The organism is Streptomyces sp. NBC_00258 (genome assembly GCF_036182465.1).
In the GTDB taxonomy this organism is placed as follows: Bacteria; Actinomycetota; Actinomycetes; order Streptomycetales; family Streptomycetaceae; genus Streptomyces.
This window is the reverse complement of sequence record NZ_CP108081.1, coordinates 5,894,933-5,918,615: the sequence shown is the minus strand read 5'-3', so window position 1 is coordinate 5,918,615 and position 23,683 is coordinate 5,894,933. Positions and strand designations below refer to the sequence as shown.

23 protein-coding genes, 2 tRNA genes and 3 pseudogenes are annotated in these 23,683 nt (G+C 68.6%); 15 read left to right on the top strand and 13 right to left on the bottom strand.

All coding sequences use genetic code 11. The features are described from left to right. Positions 1–51: 51 nt before the first annotated feature. Positions 52–614, bottom strand: a pseudogene (locus OG718_RS26230) (replication initiator); the annotation flags it as partial. 81 nt (positions 615–695) lie between these two features. Further along, positions 696–914, bottom strand: a pseudogene (locus tag OG718_RS26225) (IS481 family transposase); the annotation flags it as partial. Between the two features lie 435 nt (positions 915–1,349). Between OG718_RS26225 and OG718_RS26220 the strand changes: the two are divergent. Next, positions 1,350–1,553, top strand: coding sequence for a hypothetical protein (locus tag OG718_RS26220; protein WP_328845307.1), 204 nt, complete (start codon positions 1,350–1,352; stop codon positions 1,551–1,553). 116 nt (positions 1,554–1,669) lie between these two features. On the opposite strand, the gene OG718_RS26215 is transcribed toward OG718_RS26220, so the two are convergent. Beyond that, positions 1,670–1,765, bottom strand: a tRNA-Ser gene (locus OG718_RS26215). Between the two features lie 19 nt (positions 1,766–1,784). Here OG718_RS26215 and OG718_RS26210 point away from each other — a divergent pair. Continuing rightward, the gene (locus OG718_RS26210) at positions 1,785–2,087 is read left to right on the top strand and encodes a hypothetical protein (RefSeq protein WP_328845306.1); all 303 of its coding nucleotides are present in this window, start codon (positions 1,785–1,787) and stop codon (positions 2,085–2,087) included. Between the two features lie 553 nt (positions 2,088–2,640). After that, positions 2,641–3,126: a DUF4265 domain-containing protein gene (locus OG718_RS26205; RefSeq protein ID WP_328845305.1), complete on the top strand. Its 486-nt coding sequence runs from the start codon at positions 2,641–2,643 to the stop codon at positions 3,124–3,126. 446 nt (positions 3,127–3,572) lie between these two features. Here the strand turns inward: OG718_RS26205 and OG718_RS26195 are convergent. Beyond that, positions 3,573–3,733: pseudogene (locus tag OG718_RS26195) on the bottom strand (LysR family transcriptional regulator); the annotation flags it as partial. Between the two features lie 189 nt (positions 3,734–3,922). Here OG718_RS26195 and OG718_RS26190 point away from each other — a divergent pair. Both OG718_RS26190 and OG718_RS26185 read left to right on the top strand, forming a co-directional pair. Continuing rightward, positions 3,923–4,657, top strand: coding sequence for an SDR family NAD(P)-dependent oxidoreductase (locus OG718_RS26190; RefSeq protein ID WP_143639555.1), 735 nt, complete (start codon positions 3,923–3,925; stop codon positions 4,655–4,657). 46 nt (positions 4,658–4,703) lie between these two features. Continuing rightward, positions 4,704–5,327 (top strand): NADPH-dependent F420 reductase, encoded by a 624-nt coding sequence (locus OG718_RS26185; RefSeq protein ID WP_143639557.1) that lies wholly within the window; start codon positions 4,704–4,706, stop codon positions 5,325–5,327. A 78-nt stretch (positions 5,328–5,405) separates the two neighbouring features. Here OG718_RS26185 and OG718_RS26180 read toward each other — a convergent pair whose 3' ends face one another. Further along, positions 5,406–5,855, bottom strand: coding sequence for a DUF7144 family membrane protein (locus OG718_RS26180; protein ID WP_398938049.1), 450 nt, complete (start codon positions 5,853–5,855; stop codon positions 5,406–5,408). A 156-nt stretch (positions 5,856–6,011) separates the two neighbouring features. Here OG718_RS26180 and OG718_RS26175 point away from each other — a divergent pair, with 156 nt between their 5' ends. After that, a complete protein-coding gene (locus OG718_RS26175; RefSeq protein WP_328845304.1) occupies positions 6,012–6,221 on the top strand; it encodes a hypothetical protein in 210 nt (69 codons plus the stop codon). Positions 6,222–6,340: 119 nt separating this feature from the next. On the opposite strand, the gene OG718_RS26170 is transcribed toward OG718_RS26175, so the two are convergent. Together OG718_RS26170 and phoU are read right to left on the bottom strand one after the other, a co-directional pair. Next, positions 6,341–6,493 (bottom strand): hypothetical protein, encoded by a 153-nt coding sequence (locus OG718_RS26170; protein WP_186001259.1) that lies wholly within the window; start codon positions 6,491–6,493, stop codon positions 6,341–6,343. 241 nt (positions 6,494–6,734) lie between these two features. Next, positions 6,735–7,412: a phosphate signaling complex protein PhoU gene (gene phoU / locus OG718_RS26165; protein ID WP_143639561.1), complete on the bottom strand. Its 678-nt coding sequence runs from the start codon at positions 7,410–7,412 to the stop codon at positions 6,735–6,737. A gap of 368 nt (positions 7,413–7,780) precedes the next feature. On the opposite strand from phoU, the gene OG718_RS26160 reads away from it, so the two are divergent. Together OG718_RS26160 and OG718_RS26155 are read left to right on the top strand one after the other, a co-directional pair. Next, complete coding sequence (locus OG718_RS26160; RefSeq protein WP_143639563.1) at positions 7,781–9,058, top strand: sensor histidine kinase; 1,278 nt, start codon at positions 7,781–7,783, stop codon at positions 9,056–9,058. Further along, positions 9,055–9,735 carry a response regulator transcription factor gene (locus OG718_RS26155; RefSeq protein ID WP_033322296.1) on the top strand — a complete coding sequence of 227 codons (681 nt, stop codon included), beginning with the start codon at positions 9,055–9,057 and terminating at the stop codon, positions 9,733–9,735. Before OG718_RS26160 ends, OG718_RS26155 begins: the two co-directional genes overlap by 4 nt. A 99-nt stretch (positions 9,736–9,834) precedes the next feature. On the opposite strand, the gene OG718_RS26150 is transcribed toward OG718_RS26155, so the two are convergent. Then, on the bottom strand, positions 9,835–10,530 hold the full coding sequence (locus OG718_RS26150) for a copper chaperone PCu(A)C (protein WP_143639565.1): 696 nt from the start codon (positions 10,528–10,530) through the stop codon (positions 9,835–9,837). A 735-nt stretch (positions 10,531–11,265) separates the two neighbouring features. Between OG718_RS26150 and OG718_RS26145 the strand changes: the two genes are divergently transcribed. The 6 genes from OG718_RS26145 (at position 11,266) to OG718_RS26120 (ending at position 17,951) form a co-directional block, all read left to right on the top strand. Next, complete coding sequence (locus tag OG718_RS26145) at positions 11,266–11,748, top strand: CarD family transcriptional regulator (RefSeq protein WP_006380568.1); 483 nt, start codon at positions 11,266–11,268, stop codon at positions 11,746–11,748. 342 nt (positions 11,749–12,090) lie between these two features. Further along, positions 12,091–12,843, top strand: a complete 753-nt coding sequence (gene ispD, locus OG718_RS26140) for a 2-C-methyl-D-erythritol 4-phosphate cytidylyltransferase (protein ID WP_143639567.1) — start codon at positions 12,091–12,093, stop codon at positions 12,841–12,843. Further along, the gene (ispF, locus tag OG718_RS26135; protein ID WP_143639569.1) at positions 12,833–13,327 is read left to right on the top strand and encodes a 2-C-methyl-D-erythritol 2,4-cyclodiphosphate synthase; all 495 of its coding nucleotides are present in this window, start codon (positions 12,833–12,835) and stop codon (positions 13,325–13,327) included. The genes ispD and ispF overlap by 11 nt, the downstream gene beginning before the upstream one ends. 319 nt (positions 13,328–13,646) lie before the next feature. Further along, complete coding sequence (gene cysS, locus OG718_RS26130; RefSeq protein ID WP_143639571.1) at positions 13,647–15,044, top strand: cysteine--tRNA ligase; 1,398 nt, start codon at positions 13,647–13,649, stop codon at positions 15,042–15,044. Between the two features lie 122 nt (positions 15,045–15,166). Beyond that, positions 15,167–16,123, top strand: a complete 957-nt coding sequence (gene rlmB / locus OG718_RS26125) for a 23S rRNA (guanosine(2251)-2'-O)-methyltransferase RlmB (protein ID WP_143639573.1) — start codon at positions 15,167–15,169, stop codon at positions 16,121–16,123. Between the two features lie 160 nt (positions 16,124–16,283). Further along, a complete protein-coding gene (locus tag OG718_RS26120) occupies positions 16,284–17,951 on the top strand; it encodes a DoxX family protein (RefSeq protein ID WP_260695334.1) in 1,668 nt (555 codons plus the stop codon). 132 nt (positions 17,952–18,083) lie between these two features. Here OG718_RS26120 and OG718_RS26115 read toward each other — a convergent pair whose 3' ends face one another. The 4 genes from OG718_RS26115 to OG718_RS26100 form a co-directional block, all read right to left on the bottom strand. Further along, a complete protein-coding gene (locus tag OG718_RS26115; protein WP_143639575.1) occupies positions 18,084–18,815 on the bottom strand; it encodes a nucleotidyltransferase family protein in 732 nt (243 codons plus the stop codon). Positions 18,816–18,962: 147 nt separating this feature from the next. After that, positions 18,963–19,445, bottom strand: coding sequence for a hypothetical protein (locus tag OG718_RS26110; protein ID WP_186001260.1), 483 nt, complete (start codon positions 19,443–19,445; stop codon positions 18,963–18,965). 236 nt (positions 19,446–19,681) lie between these two features. Continuing rightward, positions 19,682–20,818, bottom strand: a complete 1,137-nt coding sequence (locus OG718_RS26105) for an ABC transporter ATP-binding protein (RefSeq protein WP_143639576.1) — start codon at positions 20,816–20,818, stop codon at positions 19,682–19,684. A 339-nt stretch (positions 20,819–21,157) separates the two neighbouring features. Next, positions 21,158–22,528 carry an RNA-guided endonuclease InsQ/TnpB family protein gene (locus OG718_RS26100; RefSeq protein WP_143639578.1) on the bottom strand — a complete coding sequence of 457 codons (1,371 nt, stop codon included), beginning with the start codon at positions 22,526–22,528 and terminating at the stop codon, positions 21,158–21,160. Positions 22,529–22,731: 203 nt separating this feature from the next. Between OG718_RS26100 and OG718_RS26095 the strand changes: the two genes are divergently transcribed. After that, positions 22,732–22,810: transfer RNA gene (locus tag OG718_RS26095), tRNA-Thr, on the top strand. A 205-nt stretch (positions 22,811–23,015) separates the two neighbouring features. Here the strand turns inward: OG718_RS26095 and OG718_RS26090 are convergent. Further along, positions 23,016–23,657 (bottom strand): response regulator transcription factor, encoded by a 642-nt coding sequence (locus OG718_RS26090; RefSeq protein WP_143639579.1) that lies wholly within the window; start codon positions 23,655–23,657, stop codon positions 23,016–23,018. Positions 23,658–23,683 lie beyond the last annotated feature (26 nt).

The window sequence follows — 23,683 nt, the reverse complement described above, 5'->3', positions numbered from 1 at the left end:
CCCTGCAGCTTGTGCGCGGCGCCACTCAGCGCGGGCGTTGCGCAGGGCGCCGAGGGTGGTGGAGTAGCGGCGGGACTTGGTGGAGAAGTGGCCGCGAAAGCCGAGCATGTGGGCCGAGGCCCAGAGCCGGAAGTCTGCCAGTTCCTTGCGGGCGCCGAGGGTCCAGGCAGTACGTATCAGCCGCTGGGCGTGGTCGCTGATGTCGAGCTGGGCCAGTTCGGCGAGGAACTTCAGCGGGCGGTCGAGAGCTCCCGTGGCGGTCTCGGCGCCCTTGGTGGCGTACTTGGCGATGTACGCGGCGACGGCCCGTTCGGTCAGTTCCTGGCCGCCGTCGAAGTCGGCGCCGCGGATGGTGCGTACGTCTAGTTGACGGCCGAAGGCGAAGACGTGAGCACGACTGTCGATTACCGGGCCATCCACGCGCGCAGCGGTGGCGGCAGCCTGTATGGCATCAGTCAGCAACTCGGCGGTGGCCCAAGCCGGAGGCGGAGTGTCACACCCTCCGGACCGTCGATGCGGATGACGGCGTGGAAGTGCACGGTCCCGCGCTTCTGGTACTCGGCGACCTTGGCGAAGGACACCCGACCGTGCTCGCGGAACTCCCTCCTGCGCATACGACTTCAAGCCCCAGCAGTCCGTGTCGAGTCTCAGTTGATGGTTGACGGGTTGGCGTCGGGTGATGCTTGACGTCTGCCCTAGACGATCTTCCGGCGGTTGTGTTCGCCGGACTTTCGGACGACCACCTCCTTCTGGGTGACGCGGGGGACGGTGGTGATCAGTTCGGTTCCCTGGAAGATGCGGATGCTGGTCTCGTCGAGGTGGGCGGTGACGATCTGGCGGGCATGGCCGCGGCCGAGTTGGATGCGTTGTCCGGCGACCATGAAGCCGCCGGTGCTGCTGACGGTCCGTTCGGCGCTGCCGCCGCCGACGCGCGCCCACGCGGGTAGGCCCAAGGGCGTGAGACGAGAGCCGATCCGCAGGTCAAGGACATGCCTCCGGCGGGGGCGCTCAGACTCCGGGATGGAGGGGGCGCCGTTCGCGGGTGCCGGCCGAATTGTGGCGAGCGTCGTGGGCTCCCATCCCGACCACCTTCGACCCAGGCAGAGCCGAGCAGACGCGGCCCAGGGCGTCAAGGTCGTTCGTACAGTGGCGCGCTCCACCTTGACGCCCTGAACCACGCCCGCTCCACGGTGTGTGGGTCGAAGGCGGACGGGATGGAAGCTGGGGAGAGTGGTGGGTTGAGGAGGGATGATGCCGCCATGGCAGATGAATCAAGGCGCCCCCTCAGCGAGCTTCGTCAAGGCGGGAAAGTCCAAGCAACGATCACCAGCCACGAGCCATGGGGCCTCATGGCGAAGCTCAACGGATACGAACCCGTAGGCGCCTCGCTGGACATCTATCGCCGCAGCCGCGAGCCCGGAGTGAAGCGACTCACCCAGGAGCTGCCGCCTGTGGGAGCAACCGTCGACCTCGTCATAGGAGAAGTGCGCACGTGGCACCACGAGCCGTGGATATGGGTGGACCTCACAGCACCCAGCCACGGCGAAGGCTGATTGTGCCCTCTGCGTGCCCGATCGGACGGGAATCAACGGGGAACAGCAGGGACCCACGGGCATCGAGCAGCAGAACGGCCCCTGACCATTGCGCCTGGTCAGGGGCCGTTCACCTGCGGTGGGTGTGGGATTTGAACCCACGGTGACATCGCTGCCACGACGGTTTTCAAGACCGTGTGCGGCTTGACTCTCTTGCTGAGGCTCCGCTGACCGGCGCTGTACGGTGACCGCGTGGACGAGGAACCGGTGATCATCGAACTCACGCACGATCAAGCGTTCGTGCTGTCGGACTGGCTGTACCGGGTCGAGGAGTCCGACGAGCTGAGTGCCATGGTGGCGGACCGGGCGGTCTGGTCCGCTCTATACAAGATCTCCGGCACTCTCGATAAGACGTTGGTCGAACTCTTCATGCCGGACTACACCCGTCGCCTGGAGCAGGCGAGACAACGTTTGTTGGACGCTATGGGCGGCGACGGGGAAGAGGCGAGCGAGAGCGTGTCAAGAGGACCGTCTCGCGATGACATCAACGACTGACACCAACACAGCCGACCGTCGGCGACTCCTGCCGGACTCCCGCGACAGGTAGGCGCAGGGCGGGTGCGGCTCGACCACGATGCATAGCGCGGGTTGATCGACCTGATAAGGATGAGGCCACACCTTCACGTCCGTGGCCGGACAAGCCGAGGAAGACGCCAGCTCGGCGCACCACCGAAGGCTTCGTGCCGCAGAGGGGTTGCGCCGATCAGCGCTCCCAGCCGTCCTCGCCGCCTGGACCAACCAGGAGGGGGGCGACACCGTGTCCGACCAGATGCCAGGAACCGAACTGAGCATCCGGACCGATCCAGAGTCCTGCGCCATCTAGAAAGGTGTCCGCATCTCCCATCAGGAGCACCGCCTCAAACGCGTACCCACGCTCCAGTTCGGCGTCAGCCAAGCGCTCAAGTCCCACGCTTGGTCGGTCGGCGCACCCACCGTTGTGGCTGACTGTCGTGGGCTGAGGTGCAGGCCGACCCGAACCCACCTCAGAGTAGATGTGCCCGGCTACCCGCCTGCGGCCGACATTTTGAGGATGTGCATCCTGGCCAGCATGACGAACCCCGACGGTCTGTACGTGAAGGTCCACTTCCGGCTTGAGGTCAAAGACGACTGGCCCCCGGCGTCGGTGGAGAGCCTGTGGGCCGTCGACCAGGGGAACGGCACTGTCCGGCTCGACAACATCCCCTGGTTCGTGCGAGGTATCGCCTGCGGGGACATCGTGGTTGTCGAGCCCGACGAGGAGGGCGTGCGGTGGGCCGGCGAAGTGGTTCGGCGTTCGGAGAACTGCACCATTCGCCTCATCGTGCTGCGTGACGGCGGCTCGGGAGCCGCACGGCAGAGCGTGATCAACACATTTCAGCAGCTCGGCGTCGACGGCGAGGGCATTGAGCAGTTCCGCATGGTTGCCCTGGACGTTCCACCCACCGCCGATCTCGCCCAGGTGCAACGGCTGCTGAACCACGGCGCTGCCAAGGAGTGGTGGCACATGGAGGAAGGGTGCATCACCACGGAGTGGCGGGCCGCTTCCGGCGACTGACGCAGCCCATGTACTCCATTGCTGGGCCGCCCCTGGGCGTCCGAGGTTGCTCAACAGGGACCAGCGACGACCAATGACGACCGCTCAGCCGCACACTGCACCCGCCCTGAGCTGCGAAGACCCAGCTCACCAAGATCCCCGACAACACCCAGGGCAAGAAGAAGTAGGGCAAGAACAAGTAGCGTTTGCGAGCACGCCCCTGAACTGCGCATACAGCGCGGCTCAGGGGCGTTTTCATGGTCTGGGCCCGCTGTGGGCCCTCAGCGCCCAGGATCCTGAGGCCGGAGCGCGCGACCGATGGCGTTCCGGGGATGACGCCCACCTTCGCGAGGGCGGGCTCCCGGTGGTCTTCGTTCAGCGACGTACGCCAGACGTGCCCGCCGCGCGGGCCGCCGAAGGTGAGCAGCTTGGTCGCGCGCGGGGCGCTACGCCGTGGCGATCCCGCGATCCCTGGTGAGCAGTGAGGCGCCGAGATCCTGTCCGAGCGCGCGGATCTGCCGGCTGAGCACCGGCTGCGCGATATGCCGCCCATCGCCGCGCGGCCGAAGTGCAACCGGTCGGCCACGGCGACGGAGTAGCGCAATTTGGCGCCTCCCGGTCCGGTGATGCCTTCAGGGCATCACCACGACTAAAAGAGGTCTTGGACACCCACTCCGGCCAATGGCAACCTGAATAGGTGCCCTATTGGGAGCGAAGCGAATTCGGCAGGAGAATTCGTCATCGGAACTTGATATCGGGGCCTCAGGTCCAGAATGTGCACACCTTTTCTGATTTCCGTCAATTCAACGGAGTTATCGTGGGAAAGCTCGATGGCAAGGTAGCGGTGATCACCGGCGGATCCACCGGCATGGCACTGGCCGGCGCCAAACTGTTCGTCGAGGAAGGGGCGCACGTCTTCATCCAGGCCCGGCGGCAGGAAGCACTGGACGACGCCGTCAAGCTGATCGGCCGCAACGTCACCGCCGTCCAGGGTGACGCGGCGGACCTGGACGACCTGGACCGCTTGTACGACACCGTCAAGCGGGAAAAGGGCTCGATCGACGTGCTGTGGGCCAGCGCCGGGATGGGCGAACCCGCCGTCCTCGGCGAGATCACCGAGGAACAGTTCCACCGTGCCTTCTGGCTCAACGCGCGCGGCACTCTGTTCACCGTGCAGAAAGCACTGCCGCTGATCAACGACAACGGCTCGATCCTCATGACCGGATCCAACGCCTCCCTCGGCGCCTTCCCCGGCTGGAGTCTCTACGCGGGAAGCAAAGCCGTCCAGCAGGCCTGGGCCCGCGTCTGGCTCAACGAACTGCGCGACCGCAAGATCAGGGTCAACGTCCTGACCCCCGGCCAGGTCGCCACCGCCAAACAGGAGGAACTGTTCGACGAGGCAACCACGGCCGCATTCGAGTCCCTCATCCCTCGCGGAAAGATGGGCCGCCCCGAAGAAATCGCCACCGTCGCCCTTTTCCTTGCCTCCGACGACTCCAGCTACGTCAACGGCCTGGAACTGGTAACCGACGGCGGCACCACCGCCATTTGAACCGCACACCAGGAATTCCGTCGAGAACTGGAAGAGAGCAGACCTCATGAGCAGCATCACCCTTATCGGTACGGGGAACATGGCCCGTACCATCGGCACGCTCGCGGTGGCGGGCGGCAACACCGTCGAGGTCATGGGACGCGATCAGTCCAAGGCCGACGACCTGGCCAAGGCTCTGGGCGGCGGCGCGACGACGGGCAAGTGGGGTGCCGTCCCGGCCGGGGACATCGTCATCACGGCCCTGTTGGCCGACGGTGTCGTTCCGGTCGTCGCCGAGTACGGAGACGCCCTCACGGGCAAGGTCATCGTCGACATCAGCAACCCCTTCAACGCCACGTTCGACGGACTGGCCCACAGCGAGGAGACCTCGATCGCGCAGGAGGTCGCCAAGGCGGCCCCGGCCGGCGCCGGCGTGGTGAAGGCCTTCAACACCATCTTCCGCAATGTCCTGGAGAAGGGCCGGCCCGACGTCTTCATCGCCGGCGACGATGCGCGGGCCAAGGCGGGCGTGGCGGCGTTCATCGAGAGCCTCGGGCTGCGTCCGCTGGACGTCGGCGGCCTGAAGATGGCGCACTGGCTGGAAGGAATGGGCCTGGTCACTGTGGGCCTCGCCGGCAACGGGGTTGGCCACTGGGACTTCGCCCTCGGCGTCAACGAATTCACCGGCTGATTCCCCGGGGCCGAGCAGTCGCCCGAGCGCAGGTCAGTTGGTGTGTATCTCTTCGCGACCGACACGGGCACACCCGTGTCAGGTCACCCGGCCGTCGTCGGCTTCTTTGTGCATACCCGTGCACAGCGCCCAGACGACGAAGATGTTGACGGCGACCAGGGCGAGGGCCCACAAGGGGTAGTACGGCACCCACAGGAAGTTGGCGAGTGCGCCCAGCCCGGCCACCAGCACACCGAAGAAGCGCGCCCACAGTGCTCCGGTGAGCACGGCGGACCCCGCAAAGACGAGGACGATTCCCAGAATGAGGTGGACCCAGCCCCAGCCCGCCAGGCTGAACTCGAACACGTAGTTGCGTGTCGAGATGAACAGGTCGTCCTCGGCGACGGCCGCGATCCCCTCGAAGATCGCCATCGCTCCGCCGAACATCATCAGCACTGCCGCGAAGACGGTGATACCGGATGTGGGCCCGTGCCAGGGGCGTGGATCGGCCGCGTCGGCCGATTTGGGCTGGGTGGCGTGACTGGCCATGCCGGCCTCCTCGGGTCGCAGAGCCATCCGGGCCGGCTCCGAGCACCCGGACTGGCTCGATCCCCGATCTCAGCGTGGCACGACGTCACCCGGTCGGCATTCCGAAGCCGGGGCACGACTTCGTCGATCTTGAGCTACGGATCACAGGACCGGGCGATGGACGAGTCGGGCCGCGCCGCCGCGGGCGGACGCCGCCGGGTGCGCGTGGTCTACGAGGAGAGCGACGGCTCGGTCCGGGCGATGACGGACTGGCTGGCTGGCGGAGAAGGTCCCGCCCTGCAGCCCGCCGGGGAGGGCGGAGGAGTGGGCAGCCTCGCCATCGTACGAGCGCCGGCGCCCATACGTACGAAAGGGCCCCGCACCTGAAGTGGGGCCCGTTCGCAGTCATACGTCGTACGTGATCAGCGGCGCCGGCGCGTCAACCGGGTCGGCGCGTCATCCGCACGCCACGTCAGCCGCGCCGGAGCATCAAGTGCCCGGCGCGATCAGCCGCACTGGCACGGATTGCCGGACTGGCACCCGCAGCCGCAGCCCGAGCCGCAGCCGCAGGCGCCGAAGAGCGGCAGGCTTTTGATCTCGGCGGGCTGCTCGGTCTCGCGCTCCTGGGTCGGGTCGGGCGTGGTGGGGGATTCGGCCATGGGTCCCTCCTCGAAGGCTTGTGCCTACACCCATTGCACGCCCACCTGGCCGGGCGCATCAACGGCGCACAGAGGCTCGCGCGCTCTCACGAGGACTCAATACGCCCGGCGCCCGAAGGGGCGCGAGGAACGGCGCGACCAGCCAAGGATCACCCGCACCCGCCCACGCACCTCATCCGCCCCGCCCCATGGGCGCCCATCCACCACCGGGGGCCTACACGCCCGCTCCACCGCCGGTGGCCTACGCCCCTTCCACCTGCGGCGCACCCTGCATCTCGTCCACGTGCTCGCCGGTCACCAGGTACACCACGCGGTTGGCCACGGACACCGCGTGGTCGGCGAACCGCTCGTAGTAACGGCCGAGCAGCGTCACGTCCACGGCCGTCTCGATGCCGTGCTTCCAGCGGTCGTCCAGCAGGTGCTGGAAGAGCGTGCGGTGGAGGAGGTCCATCGCGTCGTCGTCCTGCTCCAACTGCAGCGCGAGGTCGACGTCCTTGGTGATGATGACCTCCGCGGCCTTCGCCATCAGGCGCTGCGCGAGCTGGCCCATCTCCAGGATCGTGGCGTGCAGGTCGTGCGGGATCGCGCGCTCCGGGAAGCGGAGCCGTGCGAGTTTCGCCACATGCTGGGCGAGGTCGCCGGAGCGCTCCAGGTCGGCGGACATACGGAGCGAGGTGACGACGATCCGCAGGTCGGTGGCCACGGGCTGCTGCCGCGCCAGCAGGGCTATCGCCCGTGCCTCCAGTTCGTGCTGGAGATCGTCGACCTTCTGGTCGCCGGCGATCACGCTCTCCGCCAGCTTCAGGTCGGAGTCGAGGATCGCCGTCGTCGCGCGACCGATCGCCGAGCCGACGAGACGGGCCATCTCGACCAGGCCCTCGCCGATCGAGTCAAGTTCCTCGTGGTACGCGTCCCGCATCAGGATGTCCCTCTCTACGTCTGCATTCGGGGGTTCAGGGGGCTAGGGCCTGCGTCGAAAGTGTCGTCTGCCGGGCGACGCCTGGCCCGCCCTTCGGGCGGACGCCGCCACTTTCGACACAGGCCCTCGAACCCCACGCTCCCACGGTCCGGCCTGAACGCGTCGGTTTCCGCCCCGTCAAATGAACCATCACTGGCCCCCAGGTGAACTCTGGGCGACACCGCCTCTTCTCCCTGGTGGGAAGCGTGCGCATCCCCCTCGTACGAAGTGAACCAGCATGGTCTCCAGGGTGAACTCTGGGCGACGAGTGTTCGAGTCGACCCTCGGACGGCTGTGACCGGGGCGTACAGCGTGCCTAACCTGGAGCCATGGACGTGAACGCGGCGGTCGCCGCAGCGGCAGCGATCGCCGGTGTACTCACCGGCGTCATCGCCATGCTGGCGTTCCGCTGGAGCGAGCGGGAACAGAAACGCCCCACCCGCACCTCCCTGCACACGGACCCGGTGCTTCCGCCGGGCGTGGACACGGTCCTGTCCGTGCTCCGCTCCTCCGCGGTCGTCCTCGACGAGGCCGACGCCGTGGTCAAGGCCAGCTCGGCAGCGTACGCCCTCGGCCTCGTCCGGGGCGGGAAACTGGCCGTCGAGCCGATGCTCCAGATGGCCCGGGACACCCGCAGGGACGGGGAGATACGGCAGGTCGAGCTGGACCTGCCCCGGCGGGGCACCGGCCGCGGCGAGGCACTCGCCGTGTCCGCCCGGGTGGCGCCGCTCGGCTCCCGGCTCGTACTGCTCCTCGTCGAGGACCTCACCGAGGCCCGCCGCATCGAGGCCGTACGACGCGACTTCGTCGCCAACGTCAGCCATGAGCTCAAGACCCCCGTCGGCGCGCTCTCGCTGCTCTCCGAGGCAGTCATGGGCGCCTCCGACGACCCGGAGGCGGTGGAACGCTTCGCCGGGCGGATGCAGATAGAGGCGACCCGCCTCACCAACCTCGTCCAGGAGCTCATCGACCTCTCCCGGGTCCAGAACGACGACCCGCTGGAGGACGCCGAGCCCGTCCGCATCGACGAGCTGGTCGCCGAGGCGATCGACCGCTGCCGCCACCAAGCGGGCGCGAAGCAGATCACCATGGCCGCCGGCGGTACCGCCGACCTGAGTATCTGGGGCAACCGGGGTCAGCTGGCCGCCGCACTGGGCAACCTCGTGGAGAACGCCGTCAACTACTCGCCCGCCCGCACCCGGGTCGGCATAGCCGCGCGCCGGGTGACCGCGCCCGGCGGAGACCTCATCGAGATCGCCGTGACCGACCAGGGCATCGGCATCTCCGACAAGGACAAGGAGCGCATCTTCGAGCGCTTCTACCGCGTCGACCCGGCCCGCTCCCGCGCAACCGGCGGTACGGGACTGGGGCTCGCGATCGTCAAGCACGTGGCAGCCTCGCACAGCGGGGAGGTCACGGTGTGGAGCTCCGAGGGTCAGGGCTCCACCTTCACCCTGAGGCTGCCGGAGGCGGGCGCGGCCCGCGACCGCGCGACCGACGACCAGACACCCGGACTCGACGAAGACGACGAGACCGGTCAGACCGACGGGACGACCACCGTCTCATCCCCGTACGAACCGTTTTCTGCCCCGGAGGTCCTTCCGTGACCCGAGTGCTCGTCGTCGAGGACGAGGAGTCCTTCAGCGACGCTCTGTCCTACATGCTCCGCAAGGAGGGCTTCGAGGTCGCCATCGCGACCACCGGGCCCGACGGACTCGACGAGTTCGAGCGCAACGGCGCCGACCTCGTCCTCCTCGACCTGATGCTGCCCGGACTGCCCGGCACCGAGGTGTGCCGCCAGCTGCGCAGCCGATCGAACGTCCCGGTGATCATGGTCACCGCCAAGGACAGCGAGATCGACAAGGTCGTGGGGCTCGAAATAGGAGCCGATGACTATGTCACCAAGCCCTTCTCGTCCCGCGAGCTGGTGGCCCGTATCCGGGCCGTCCTGCGCCGCCGCGGCGAGCCCGAGGAGGTCACCCCGGCGGCCCTGGAGGCCGGTCCGGTCCGTATGGACGTGGACCGCCACGTGGTCACCGTCTCCGGCTCCAAGGTCGACCTCCCCCTCAAGGAGTTCGACCTCCTGGAGATGCTGCTGCGCAACGCGGGCCGTGTCCTGACCCGTATGCAGCTCATCGACCGGGTCTGGGGCGCCGACTACGTCGGCGACACCAAGACCCTCGACGTCCACGTGAAGCGCCTGCGCGCAAAGATCGAGCCCGACCCGGGCGCGCCGCGCTACCTGGTCACGGTCCGAGGTCTGGGCTACAAGTTCGAGCCGTAAACCGCGTAGGAGAGTGCGAGAGACCGCGTACGGAGTGTTCGAGTACGACGAAAGGGCGGGCCCCCTCCAGAGGGGGCCCGCCCTTTCGTCGTACGGGTGTCAGTGGCCCGCGGCCGATTCCGAGGCCGTCGCGCTCGACGAGGCCGCGGTGTCGGAGGGCTCGGAGCCCGCCTCACCGGCCGCGCCCGACGCGGTCCCGGACGGGGAGCCCGAGGGCGACCCGCTCGCCGAGCCGGACGGCGATCCCGAACCGGAGGGCTTCGCGGACGGCGTCGTCGGGATCTCGGTCGGGCCCCACTTGGAGAAGTAGCTCTCGGCGGGCACGACGAACGCCTTCAGCGTCACGTCACCGGTCTTGCTGAAGGTGAAGGTGACCGGCTGGGCGTCGCCGTCGTCGAAGGCCTCACGGCTGCTCTCCAGTACCGCGGAGGCGTTGCCCTTGCCGCCGAGGATCACCGAACCGCCGGCCGGGATGGTCAGCGCCCCCGAGCCCTTGGCAGGCTTGATCGTGGCGGGCTTGGAGATGCCCTCCACGGCGATGGAGTCGAGCGTCTGGGCAGTGGGGCCGTCGTTGAACACGGTCGCGGAGACGACGGCGGGGCCGGTCGACTCCAGCTCGGGCTGGGTCACGACGACGACACTCTGAAGCTTGATGTCACCGACGCTGGTGGCGGCGTTGTCCGGCTTGATCTCCAGCGTCTGGGCCTTGTTGCCGGCACCGCATGCGGCGAGCGAGGCGACCGAGAACGCGATGGCGGCGGCGGCGATTGTGCCGCGTCGAAGGCTGCTGCTCACGGCGGCGGCAACTCCTTGAACGTGGGCGAAGCAGAGCGGCTCCTGCATAAAGCCGCCCTAAGGGTCTGTCAGCGGCCTTAGGTTACCGAGCCGTTCCCGCGCCACCGCACCCGACCCGCCTCTAGCGGCCGGTGGGTGCGCTCCGGCCCGGTCGCGCCTCCCCTGTCACAGGGCCCGTCACCGGCCGCTCAACACACTGGGCGGTTCCATATGGCGCACACCGGTCCGCCATTCACATAAGAAGCATCGGTAAGCCCCCCGTCCGGCTCTTGCGGAAATCACGTAAGGAATGCATGGCGATCCCGGAAATGGATCTTCGGCCGATGTTCGGTTGATCTTCCGGCGATCTTCCCTGGATCTTCCGTCGATCTCCGGTCGACTCTCGGGCCGGCTCTCCGGCTGATCTCCGACGCGTCTTCGGCCGCCGTGATCAATTCCGGATTCACGCCGTACTCGACTCCGCTCACCGAACGGAGTAGCGGAACGTGGGCTCCCGGAACCCGACAAATCTGGACGTTCAGGCACGTGAGCGGGGTCTCGGGGTGTTGTAACGTGCGCGTTTCTCCTCGCGTGGAGAGCCGCTCCGACCTGCGAATACCGTCCTCCGCTACCCCTCCGCAGCACGTTCATGTCGCGATTGTCAAGCCCCGAGATATGCCCTGACCTGCGAAAACGCCATTCAGAACACGCGGTTTCCGTGTTACCCTGGATAGCCACGGAAGGGGTACCTGTCACATGACGTTCAAGGTTGGCGACACCGTGGTCTATCCCCATCACGGGGCCGCGCTGATCGAGGCTATCGAAACTCGCCAGATCAAAGGCGTGGACAAGACCTACTTGGTGCTGAAGGTCGCCCAGGGTGACCTGACAGTGCGTGTGCCAGCGGACAATGCGGAGTTCGTCGGCGTACGTGATGTGGTCGGTCAGGAAGGGCTGGACCGGGTCTTCGAGGTACTGCGCGCGCCGTACGCCGAGGAGCCCACGAACTGGTCCCGTCGTTACAAGGCAAATCTTGAGAAGCTCGCCTCCGGCGATGTCATCAAGGTGGCGGAGGTAGTCCGTGACCTGTGGCGTCGTGAGCGTGAGCGTGGACTCTCCGCCGGTGAGAAGCGCATGCTCGCCAAGGCCCGCCAGATCCTGGTGAGCGAGCTCGCTCTCGCGGAGAACACGAACGAAGACAAGGCCGAGGCACTGCTCGACGAGGTCCTCGCGTCCTGACGCCCGTCACGTTCTGATCGCTTCCGACCAGAGGCGAAACGAGCGGTTCGGCGCAATGAAATGCCGCGGTGCCCGATGACGTATCCATTGTCGCCGGGCGCTGCGGCATGTTCGTACCCGGATACCTTGCTCTCGATGCCCCGAACATTCATGGCCGATCATTCTCGGCGAACATTCACGGACTCCGATACTTGGTGTGCCGGGCCCGGGCAGCGGCTCGACCGGATGTCACGGAAGGGTCCGGTCAAGGCGTCGCGCCCGGCACTCCCCCAACCTTCGGTCGGGGGTACCACGCCCAGGCCATACCCACGTCGGCCGAGCATACAAACCTGACAGGAACCGATGTCTGACGATTCGCGCCCCTCGCCGTCCGGGGCCCGTACGGCGGCCGTGATTCCGGCCGCCGGCCGGGGCGTACGCCTTGGTCCGGGCGCCCCCAAAGCGCTTCGCGCGCTGAACGGCACCCCCATGCTCATCCACGCGGTACGCGCCATGGCCGCGTCCCGTGCCGTCTCCCTCGTCGTCGTCGTGGCTCCGCCCGACGGGGCCGCCGAGGTGAAGACGCTTCTGGACGCACACGCCCTGCCCGAGCGGACCGACTTCCTCGTCGTGCCCGGGGGAGACAGCCGACAGGAGTCCGTACGGATAGGGCTCGACGCGCTGCCGCCCGGGATCGACATCGTGCTCGTGCACGACGCGGCGCGTCCGCTGGTGCCCGTCGACACGGTCGATGCCGTGATCGAGGCCGTACGGGAGGGGGCTCCCGCCGTCGTTCCCGCGCTGCCGCTCGCGGACACCGTCAAGCAGGTCGAGCCCGCGGGGGTGCCCGGGGAGCCCGAGCCCGTCGTCGCCACGCCGGAGCGGGCGCTGCTGCGGGCCGTGCAGACTCCGCAGGGGTTCGACCGCGACACGCTCGTGCGTGCGCACGAGAGCGTCACCGAGAACGTCACCGATGACGCGAGCATGGTCGAGCAGCTCGGGCTTCGGGTGGTCGTCGTGCCCGGGCACGAGGAGGCGTTCAAGGTGACGCGTCCCTTGGATCTGGTGCTGGCGGAGGCCGTTCTGGCGCGGCGGAGGTTGAACGATGGCTTCTGAGGTTCCCCTGTTGCCGCTCGTCGGTATCGGCACCGACATTCACGCCTTCGAGGAGGGGCGTGAGTTGTGGTGCGCGGGGTTGAAGTGGGAGGGGGAGGGACCGGGGCTGGCCGGGCACTCCGACGCGGATGTCGTCGCGCATGCCGCCTGCAACGCGCTCTTCTCCGCGGCGGGGATGGGGGATCTGGGTCAGCACTTCGGTACCGGGCGGGTCGAGTGGGCCGGGGCGTCGGGGGTTGTGCTGCTCACGGAGGCGGCGCGGATCGTTCGCGCCGGCGGTTTCACCATCGGCAACGTTGCCGTCCAGGTCGTGGGGCCCCGTCCCAAGATCGGCAAGCGCCGTGACGAGGCGCAGAAGATTCTTTCGGAGGCGGTTGGGGCGCCTGTGTCGGTGTCCGGCGCCACGACGGACGGCCTCGGCTTCCCCGGGCGGGACGAGGGGTTGATGGCGGTGGCCACGGCGTTGGTGGTCCGGGTGGCCTGAGGGGCTTTCCTCGCCCCCGCCGCCCCTACCCGTTCCCGTCCCTTTCGGGGGCCAGCCCCCGAACCCCCGCTCCTCAAACGCCGGAGAGGCTGAATACATTGCGGCCGGGGCCGACATTTCAGCCCGTCCGGCGTTTGAGGACGAGGCCGTTCAGGCCGATGCGGGGGTCTGGGGGCGGCAGCCCCCAGGGACGGGACGGGAAGGGGCGGCGGGGGCGAGAAAAGACGGGGCGGGCCCGCCGCGGAGCGGATGTCACGAATCGTGAGCCATGTGTCGGAAGGGTCTCGGGGCACTGGTCGTCGCCCACTACCCTGGAGGGGTGACTATTCGCCTGTACGACACCAGCGCCCGGCAGATCCGTGACTTCACCCCGATCACGCCGGGTTGTGTCTCGATCTACCTCTGTGGCGCCACCGTGCAGGCGGCCCCGCACATCGGCCACATCCGGTCCGGCCTCAACTTCGACATCATGCGCCGCTGGTTCGAGCACCGCGGCTACGACGTGACGTTCATCCGGAACGTCACCGACATCGACGACAAGATCATCAGGAAGGCCGCCGAGCAGAACAGGCCGTGGTGGTCGATCGGTTACGAGAACGAGCGGGCGTTCAACGACGGCTACACCGCACTGGGCTGCCTCCCGCCGACGTACGAGCCGCGCGCGACCGGCCACATCACCGAGATGGTCGAGATGATGCGCACGCTCATCGAGCGCGGGCACGCGTACGAGGCCGAGGGGAACGTGTACTTCGACGTGCGCTCCCTGCCCGGCTATCTGTCGCTGTCCAACCAGGACCTGGACGAGCTGCGCCAGCCCGCCGAGGACGGCGAGACCGGGAAGCGGGACCCGCGGGACTTCGCCATGTGGAAGGCCGTCAAGCCCGGCGAGCCGAGCTGGGAGACGCCCTGGGGCCGGGGGCGGCCCGGCTGGCACCTGGAGTGCAGCGCCATGGCCCACAAGTACCTGGGCCCCGTCTTCGACATCCACGGCGGCGGCATCGACCTGATCTTCCCGCACCACGAGAACGAGATCGCCCAGGCCAGGGGCTTCGGCGACGAGTTCGCGCACTACTGGGTGCACAACTCGTGGGTCACCATGAGCGGCGAGAAGATGTCCAAGTCGCTCGGCAACTCCGTACTCGTGAGCGAGATGGTCAAGGCGTGGCGGCCCATCGTGCTGCGCTACTACCTCGGCACCCCGCACTACCGCTCCACCATCGAGTACAGCGAGGAAGCACTGCGCGAGGCCGAGTCCGCGTTCGCGCGGATCGAGGGCTTCGTACAGCGGGTGGTGGAGAAGGCCGGAGCCGTCGAGCCCGCGGCCGAGGTCCCGCCGGCGTTCGCCGAGGCGATGGACGACGACCTGGGCGTCCCACAAGCCCTCGCCGTCGTGCACACCACGGTCCGCCAGGGCAACAGCGCGCTGGCCGCCGACGACAAGGAAGCGGCGGTCGCACGGCTGGCCGAGGTCCGCGCCATGCTCGCCGTCCTCGGACTCGACCCGCTCGACCCGCACTGGGCGGGCGAGAGCGACCGCGGCGAGGATCTGCACGGGGTCGTCGACACGCTCGTACGGCTGGTGCTGCAGCAGCGCGAGTCCGCCCGTACGCGTAAGGACTGGGCCACCGCCGACGCCATCCGTGACCAGCTCAACCAGTCCGGGCTCGTGATCGAGGACGGCCCCCAGGGACCGCGCTGGACACTCGGCCCGCGCTGAGCTTTTCCTTGATCGATTGTGCCGCTCGGGTCTCCGGGCGGCACACTCGTAGACGCACGACATTTAACAGACACGTAGACCAGAGGCGTACGCATGTACGCCCGCACACAGACAGGTAGGTCATGGCCGCTAACAACCGCCGCATGTCCGGCAAGAAGGGCGCGCAGGTCGGCAGTGGCGGCCAGCGACGCCGGGGCCTGGAAGGCAAGGGTCCGACCCCGCCCGCCGAAGCGCGCAAGGGGCACAAGAAGAACCGCATCGCCGGCGCCACCGCCAGGGCCAACGCGAAGCAGACCGTGCGCCGCCCGTCGCCGCGCGGCGGCCGGGGCGGCAAGGGCACGTCCGAGATGGTCGTCGGGCGCAACTCCGTCGTCGAGGCGCTGCGCGAGGGCGTCCCGGCGTCGATGCTCTACGTCCAGCAGTTCATCGACAACGACGAGCGGGTGCGCGAGGCGCTCCAGCTCGCCGCGGACCGCGGCGGCATCCACCTCATGGAGGCCCCCCGCCCCGAGCTCGACCGCATGACCAACGGCCTCAACCACCAGGGGCTCGTGCTCCAGGTCCCGCCGTACGAGTACGCGCACCCGGAGGACCTCGCGGCCGCCGCGTACGACGAGGGCAAGGACCCCCTGATCGTCGCGCTCGACGGCGTGACCGACCCGCGCAACCTCGGAGCCGTCGTCCGGTCCGTCTCCGCGTTCGGCGGACACGGTGTCGTCGTGCCCGAGCGCCGTGCGGCCGGCATGACCGCCGGTGCGTGGAAGACGTCCGCGGGTGCGGCCGCCCGTACGCCTGTGGCCCGTGCGTCCAACCTGACGCGGGCCCTCGAGGCCTACAAGAAGGCCGGCCTCATCGTGGTCGGTCTTGCCGCGGACGGGGAGGCCGAGGTCGGCGACCTGGAGGCCCTCGGCGGTCCCGTCGTCATCGTCGTCGGCAGTGAGGGCAAGGGGCTCTCCCGACTCGTCGGTGAGACCTGTGACTTCAGGGTGCGGATCCCGATGCCGGGCGGCACGGAGTCGCTGAACGCGGGTGTGGCTGCGGGAGTTGTGCTGTACGAGGCGGCTCGGCGCCGGGCCTGAATCGGTGCGGCTACCGCCCGGTTGAATTGATCCGCGGGTGCGTGGGGGCTGGTCGCGCAGTTCCCCGCGCCCCTTGCGGGGCGCGGCTCGTTGATCTTGACGGGGTCCGGACAGATCGGGGCGGTCAAAGCAGTGTCCTAAACACACGTCACTCGGTTAGATGAGTGTGGACACCAGAACACCCCGCACACCCACGGGGGACCGCTCGTTGGGATTCGACGACGCTCCCGCGCTGAGCATGGTGAAGGTGCCGAGCGATCCGGCGCAGGTCATCGTCAATCATGCGAGCTTCCGCGTGCAGCTGAACGCCGCCCCGCGGGCCCAGTCCCCGCGCGCCGCGCGGCACTTGAGCTCGGGCGAGGACACCGCGCGCATCCCCGTCGTCGGAACCACCGCAGGCACCCGCCGCCGCGCGCCCGTCGTCTGGAGCGGGAAGTCCGCCCCCGACGACACAGGCGCCACCCGGCTGTTGCAGGCGGTGCGGAGCACGAGTCTGGGGCACGGCGCCGAGGCGCCGGCGGGCGACGGCGGTTCGACCCAGGTCATCCCGCGCGTCGGCGAGGGCGGACCCCCCGGGTTCGACGTCGACGCCACCGTCGAGACACCGACCGTCCGCGGCCCCGAGACCCGCCTCCTGCCGCAGATGCGCAGCGCGGGCAGCGCGTACGAGGAGATCGACGAACGTCCGTACGCGGACGGCGAGTTCGAGGACGACTCCTACGACGCCGACGAGTACCGGGACGAGGACGACGGCGCGCTCAGGCGGCACGGCGCCGCCCCCGTCCGGCACGGGTACTACCCCGGCCGCCGGATGAACCTCGGCGTCGTCCTGCTCCCGCTGCGCGTCTTCCTCGGCTTCATCTCCATCTACGCCGGCATGGGCAAGCTCTGCGACCCCGTCTACTTCGACGGCGGCAAACGCGGCTCCATGGTCAAGTGGCTCAACTCCCTGCACCCCTGGGAACTCGCCGAGCCACTGCGCCAGTTCGCCCTCGAACACCCCGTCGGCGCCGGACTCCTCATCGCCTTCTTCCAGGTCATCGTCGGCGTCCTCACCGTGCTGGGCCTGTGGCAGCGGGTCGCCGCGGTCGTCGGCGCGCTGCTGTCGGCGGCCCTTCTCCTCACCGTCAGCTGGAAGTCCGTCCCCGCCTACGACGCGCCGGACATCATCTACCTCGCCGCCTGGTCCCCGCTGATCATCGCGGGCGCCCCCGTCTACTCCATCGACGGCCGCCTCGCCGGCGAGGCCTGGCGCACGCTCGGGCCGCGCGCCGACATCTGGGAGCTGCGCAGCCGCGTCCTGCGCCGGGGCGCGCTCGTCACGACCATCGTCGTCGGACTCACCCTGCTCATCGGCTCGTTGCTCGGCGGTGCCGTCCGTGACGCCGACCGCGTGGTCGTTCCCGGCCCCGGCGAGGCCCCGCGCAACGAACTGCCCGGCTCCCCGCTCCCGGAGGAGCCCGGCCAGCGCCGGCACAAGGAGAGCCCCTCGGCGGCCAACTCGCCCACCCAGGGCGCCACTTCCGCGAGGCCCTCGGACGCCGCGACCACACCGGGCGCGGCCCGCGAGACCGCGGGCGCAGGTGCCGGGCAGCCCAGCCAGACGCAGGGCTCCGGCCAGGCCCCGCCTCAGCAGTCCGCCCCGCCGCAGGCCCCCAGCACCACCGCCGGCCCGTCCTCATCGGGCGGCACCACCGGCGGTACGGGCTCGGGCGGCGGCTCCGGCAGCGGCGGCTCCGGCTCCGGCGGAAGCACGGGCGGCTCCGGCAGCGGTGGCGGCTCCGGCTCCGGCGGTGGCTCCGGGCTCGTGGGCGGCCTGCTGGGCTGACACCGCCCGCCGACAGGGCGGCACGGCCAAGCTGGTACGGCGGCCCAGGACCGTACGACGATGGGGCCCGCACCACTCAGGTGCCGGGCCCCATCGTCGTACACGCCACTTCCGCGGGTCGGCGTAAGTGCTTCAACGCCCCAGCGCCGCCAGCTCCTTGGCGGCCTCGGTGAGGTCCTTCGCGGTGTCGATGGCGCGCCAGTACGCGCCCTGCGGGATCGGGTAGCCGGCCAGGCGGCGTTCACGGGCCAGGCGGGGGAACGTGGAGCGCTCGTGGTCGCCGAGGTCGGGCAGCAGGGCGGCGAACTCGGGGGAGAAGACGTACACACCCGCGTTGATGCCGTACGCGGTCGGCGGGGACTCGATGAAGTCCGTGATGTGGCCGAAGTCGTCGGTCTCGACGGCGCCCCACGGGATGCGGGGGCGGGCCAGCGCGAGGGTGGCCACCGCGTCGCGCTCGGTGTGGAAGTCCGCCATCTCACGCAGCGAGAAACGGGTCCAGATGTCGCCGTTCGTCGCGTACCAGGGGCGGTCCGGGTGGGGCAGGTGCTTGGCGGCGAACTTGAGGCCGCCGCCGCGGCCCAAGGGCTCCGTCTCGACCACGGTGGTCACGGAGACGGGCAGTTCGGCCGAGTCCAGCCACTGCTGCAGCACCTCGGCGAGATGGCCGCACGAGACGACGACGTCGGTGACGCCCTCCTCGGCGAGCCAGGCCAGCTGGTGGCCGATGATCGGGGTCCCGGTGCCGGGAATCTCGACCATCGGCTTGGGACGGTCGTCGGTGTAGGGACGCAGCCGCGAGCCCTGGCCGCCGGCCAGGACGACGGCTTGAACGGGGCGCGACGCGGCGTTCGGATCGGTCATGACCCGAACTGTACGTGGCGCCCCGCGGGATTTGCGGGTGGGCGTCTGCGGGGTTGCGGGGCTGCGCGGGGTGGGGATCTGCGGGTCGGTGAGGGCTGGTCGCGCAGTTCCCCGCGCCCCTTTGGGGGCGCGGGCCCTCCTGGCGGCTCAGGTGTGCTGGGCTGCCACGCCCGTGGCGAAGGACGTGTCGCAGACCGGGCGGGCGAACGACTGGGCTCGGGTCGGGCCGTAGGCGCGGACGGCGGCGCGGCCCAGGGCGCGGGCGATGGACGCGCAGTGCCTGGCGAGCGACGGACGGCCGTTCACCGCCTCCTGGAGGTGGGTGAGGGCCACGCCTGGGCTCTTCTCCTGGAGTTCGAGGAGGAGCTTGTCGCGCAGCACGTCCTGCGGGGCGCGGGACGGGGCGCGTCGGGAGACGTCCTCGGCGGATGCGGCGAGCACCGACGTCGAGGAGCTGTTTCCCGACCAGTTGACTCGGGTGACCGCGAGCGTCCCGGAGAGCACCAGGACGACGGGCAGAACGAGGGCGAGAGTACGACCGATGCGGCGGGCCGGACCGCGGCCGTGCCGTGTCGGTCGGCCGGCGGGACCACGGCCGTTTCGCGTCGAGTGGTTAGTGGAGTGCTTCACGCGAGTGAGGGTAGCGCGGGGTGATGATTTGGCGACATTTAGTAATCAATTCGGGGGACGGGTAAACCGTCGTTTTCGAGTTTGATGTTGACGTACGGGTATCGAAATGCCCGTTCTGCCGGGGTATTTGTCGACAACGAAGAAGGCCCCGCAGGCTGCTGCGGGGCCTTCTTCGTCAACCTGGGTGAAATCTCCGGGATCGGCCGGGTCGGGCCCGGCCGGCTCCACCGACTCGGTCAGTCGGAGAGACGCTCGCCCGTGGACGTCGAGAACACGTGGGTCTCGCCCGGACGCGGCACGACGTGCAGCGTGGCGCCCTTCTCCGGAACCGCGCGGCCGCTGACGCGGACGACCAGGTCCTTGAGGTCGCCGTCGACCTTGGCGCTGCCGTAGACGTAGCCGTCGGCGCCGAGCTCCTCGACGACGTTCACGGTGACGGCGAGGCCGGCCGGGGCGTCCTCGGTGTCCTTCGACAGGGAGGCGGCCGCGGCACCGTCGTGCTCGACGATGTCGAAGTGCTCCGGACGGACACCGACGGTGACCGTGGTGTCACCCTTGTCGGCGGCGGTCTTGAGGGCCTCGCGGTTGACGGGCACCACGGAGTTGCCGAACTTCACGCCGCCGTCGGTGATCGGGACCTCGACGAGGTTCATCGCCGGGGAGCCGATGAAGCCGGCCACGAAGAGGTTCGCCGGGCGGTCGTACATGTTGCGCGGCGAGTCGACCTGCTGGAGCAGACCGTCCTTGAGGACCGCGACGCGGTCGCCCATCGTCATGGCCTCGACCTGGTCGTGGGTGACGTACACCGTGGTGATGCCGAGGCGGCGCTGCAGCGACGCGATCTGCGTACGGGTCGAGACACGGAGCTTGGCGTCGAGGTTCGACAGCGGCTCGTCCATGAGGAAGACCTGGGGCTCACGCACGATGGCGCGACCCATCGCGACACGCTGGCGCTGACCGCCGGAGAGGGCCTTCGGCTTGCGGGCCAGGTAGTCCGTGAGGTCGAGGATCTTCGCCGCGTCCTCGACCTTCTGGCGGATCTCGGCCTTGTTGATGCCGGCGATCTTGAGGGCGAAGCCCATGTTGTCGGCGACCGTCATGTGCGGGTACAGCGCGTAGTTCTGGAACACCATGGCGATGTCCCGGTCCTTGGGCGGCAGGTGCGTGACGTCGCGGTCACCGATGTGGATCGAGCCGGCGTTGACGTCCTCGAGACCCGCGAGCATCCGCAGGGAGGTGGACTTTCCGCAGCCGGAGGGGCCGACGAGGACGAGGAACTCGCCATCCGCGACGTCGAGCTCGAGCTGGTCGACGGCGGGCTTGTCGCCACCCGGGTAAATGCGGGTCGCCTTGTTGAACGAGACAGTGGCCATGGGTCGTAGGCCCCCTTCACCGGCAGGAACGTGCCGGACGATCCGTTGTAAAGGTGGTGTGACCGCTACGGAACGGTCCGTAGTGGTGTAGTCCACATGAGCGGACTGGTTCAGGACGCTACCTCGCGTTCACACGTTCTGTCAGTACTCCGAGGGCGATGAAGTTCGAGGAAATTTTCGATCGTGGCAGAGCAACTCACTTTTGACCTTGCCAGGGCTTCCCGCTTCACAGCCGCTGCCGACGAACAACGGGCTACCCCGCCGTCACGCACGGTCTCACGCAGGCTCCACAGGCATTCCGGCCGACGGCCCGTCGGTCCGTACCGCACACCAGCCCGACTACGCGGCCAGCAGACACTTCTCCAACTCCGAAGCCTTGATTACGGCCGGAGGCTGTCGGTCCGGAGGCAGCGCGGATGCCACCAGCCAATACAGGCGCATCCCCTCATCCCGCAGATTCACCGCCGCGTTCACGTCCCGGTCGTGCACCGCGCCGCACTCGGCACACGCCCACTCCCGGACGGATACATCAAGCTTCGGGCCCTTCACATGACACGCCGAGCACCTCCGAGTGGAGGGGAAGAAACGGTCGACGACCACCAACGTGCGGCCGTACCACTCGCACTTGTACCGCAGCTGCCGCAACAGCTCACCCCACCCGGCGTCGATGATCGCCTGGCTCAGCCTCGCCTTGCGCCGACGGCCCTTTCCGCGAGCCGGACGCAACAGGGTCACGATGGACAGATCCTCCACCACGAGCACTTGGTTCTCGCGCACGAGGCGGGTCGTGAACTGGTCCAGCATGTCTCTGCGTACGTCACCGATGAGCGCGTAGAGGCGGGCGATCTTCTGCCTGACCTTCTCCCGGTTCCTCGATCCCCTCACCTTCTTGTGCAGCTCCCGCTGCAACCGCGCCAACTTCTCCGCGTACCGCTTCAGCAGCCGCGGATGGTCCAGCTTCGTACCGTCATCCAGCGTCACCAAGGACGCCAGCCCCAAGTCCAGCCCGACCGCCTTCGGCTCCCGCGAACCCGACAGGAAGACAGCAGGCAACGCCGTCATACGCTCCTCCACGAGCACGGACACGAAATACCGACCGGCCCGGTCCCGCGTCACCGACAACCGGACCGGAACAACCCCCGCGGGAAGCGCCCTGGACCAGCGGACGTCCAACGGCCCGGACTGCTTGGCGAGCGTGATCAGGCCCGTTCCCCGCCGCTCGGGATCCTCGACCCATCTGAACCCCGTACGCACATACGTCGCCGCATCCCGCGACCGCTGCTTCTTCCTCCGCTTCGGATACTTCGCCACCCCCTTGATGAACCGCGTGAACGCCTGATCGAGATGCCGCAGGGACTGCTGCAACACCGTCGAGGACACCTCCTTGAGCCACGCCCTCTCCTCGGCCCGCTTCCAACCCGTCAGCGCCCGACACGTCTCCGCGAAACCCACCCTCACCCGGTGCTGCTCCCAGGCTCCCGACCGCAGGGCCAGCCCCTCGTTGTAGACCCACCGGCAAGCACCGAACGTCTTCCCCAACTGCTCGGCCTGCGACTCAGTCGGATAGAAGCGGAACCGGTAGACACGATGGTGGGAGCCGGTCTCCTTGGCATGACTCTTCAGGGGAGTCGCCTTGCGGCCCTCGTGCTTGCGGCGGTCTTCGATGCCGAGTTCCTCACGCTTGATGCGCTCGGCCTGGACACCTTTCACTGGCCTCGGCTTCTCCGCCGACTCCTCCACGAGCCCCCCTCGCAGTCCGATATTCGGAACAGCACGTCAGTCCGTTCAACGAACGGGTGCGCGGGTGGTTACGCATGGTTTTCGAGGCCCCTGACAGGGCAACTTCGTGGATCGGGACGAGGGGGTCTGTGTACAGTGGAGCCGCCTTCGTGTGCGGCGTTGTAGTACGCGATGCCTCCTTAGCTCAGTCCGGCCCAGAGCGGCTGTCTTGTAAACAGCAGGTCGTCGGTTCGAATCCGACAGGGGGCTCCACTCCAAGCCCAGCTCAGACAGTGTCTGAGCTGGGCTTTTTGTTTCAGTGGGTGCGGCGACGGCGCTGGACGTGGCCGCTCTGCGGGCCGTGGCCTCAGCCGCGGGCGGGCGAGGAGTGAAGGTGTCTCGCTCGGCGTCTCGTGTCCCTGGAAGGGTGGGATCCGCTCTTGACGTACCGCAGAGTCGCACTGATCGCGGTGGTGGGTCAGATGATGCCCGCTCGTATTGCGTACGAGACGGCGTGGGCGCGGTTTTTCAGGTGTAGGCGCTTCATCACGCCGTAGAGGATGTATTTGACGGTGCGTTCCGAGTAGGAGAGCTTCGTCGCTATTTCGGCGAGTTCCGTGCCTTCGGCGACCAGGCGGAGGACGTCCACCTCGCGGGGGCTGATGCCGGATGCGGTGAGGCCTCGGGGGGCGAGGAGTTCGCGTTGGGCCCAGCGGACCTGTTCCATCAGGGTGCCCTGGAGGGTGGGCGGGAGGCTTCCGCCGCCGTCCGCGATGGTGTGCAGGGTTCGGATGAAGGCTGCCTGGCTGAAGGAGTCGCGCCAGAGGACGGCGCGGACCCCGCGGTCGACCGCGGCCGAGACGTCGGCGTGCCAGTCCTTGCCCACCACCAGGGCGAACCGTGCGTCCGGCTTGTCGCACAGGCTGCGGAGCAGGTCCAGGGTGGAGGAGTCGGCGACGTCCACGGTGACCACGATGATGTCCGCTTCGCGGAGCCTGTCCGGTGGGACCTCGCGGATGCGGCGGTCGTTGTGGAGATAGCTGAGCAGTCCGGCGCGGACGATGGCGTCGGGTGCGTGGATCGCCACGCGCACGGTGTCCGTGAGTACCTGCTGAGGCATTCGCCCCCCATTCGGGAACCCAAGTG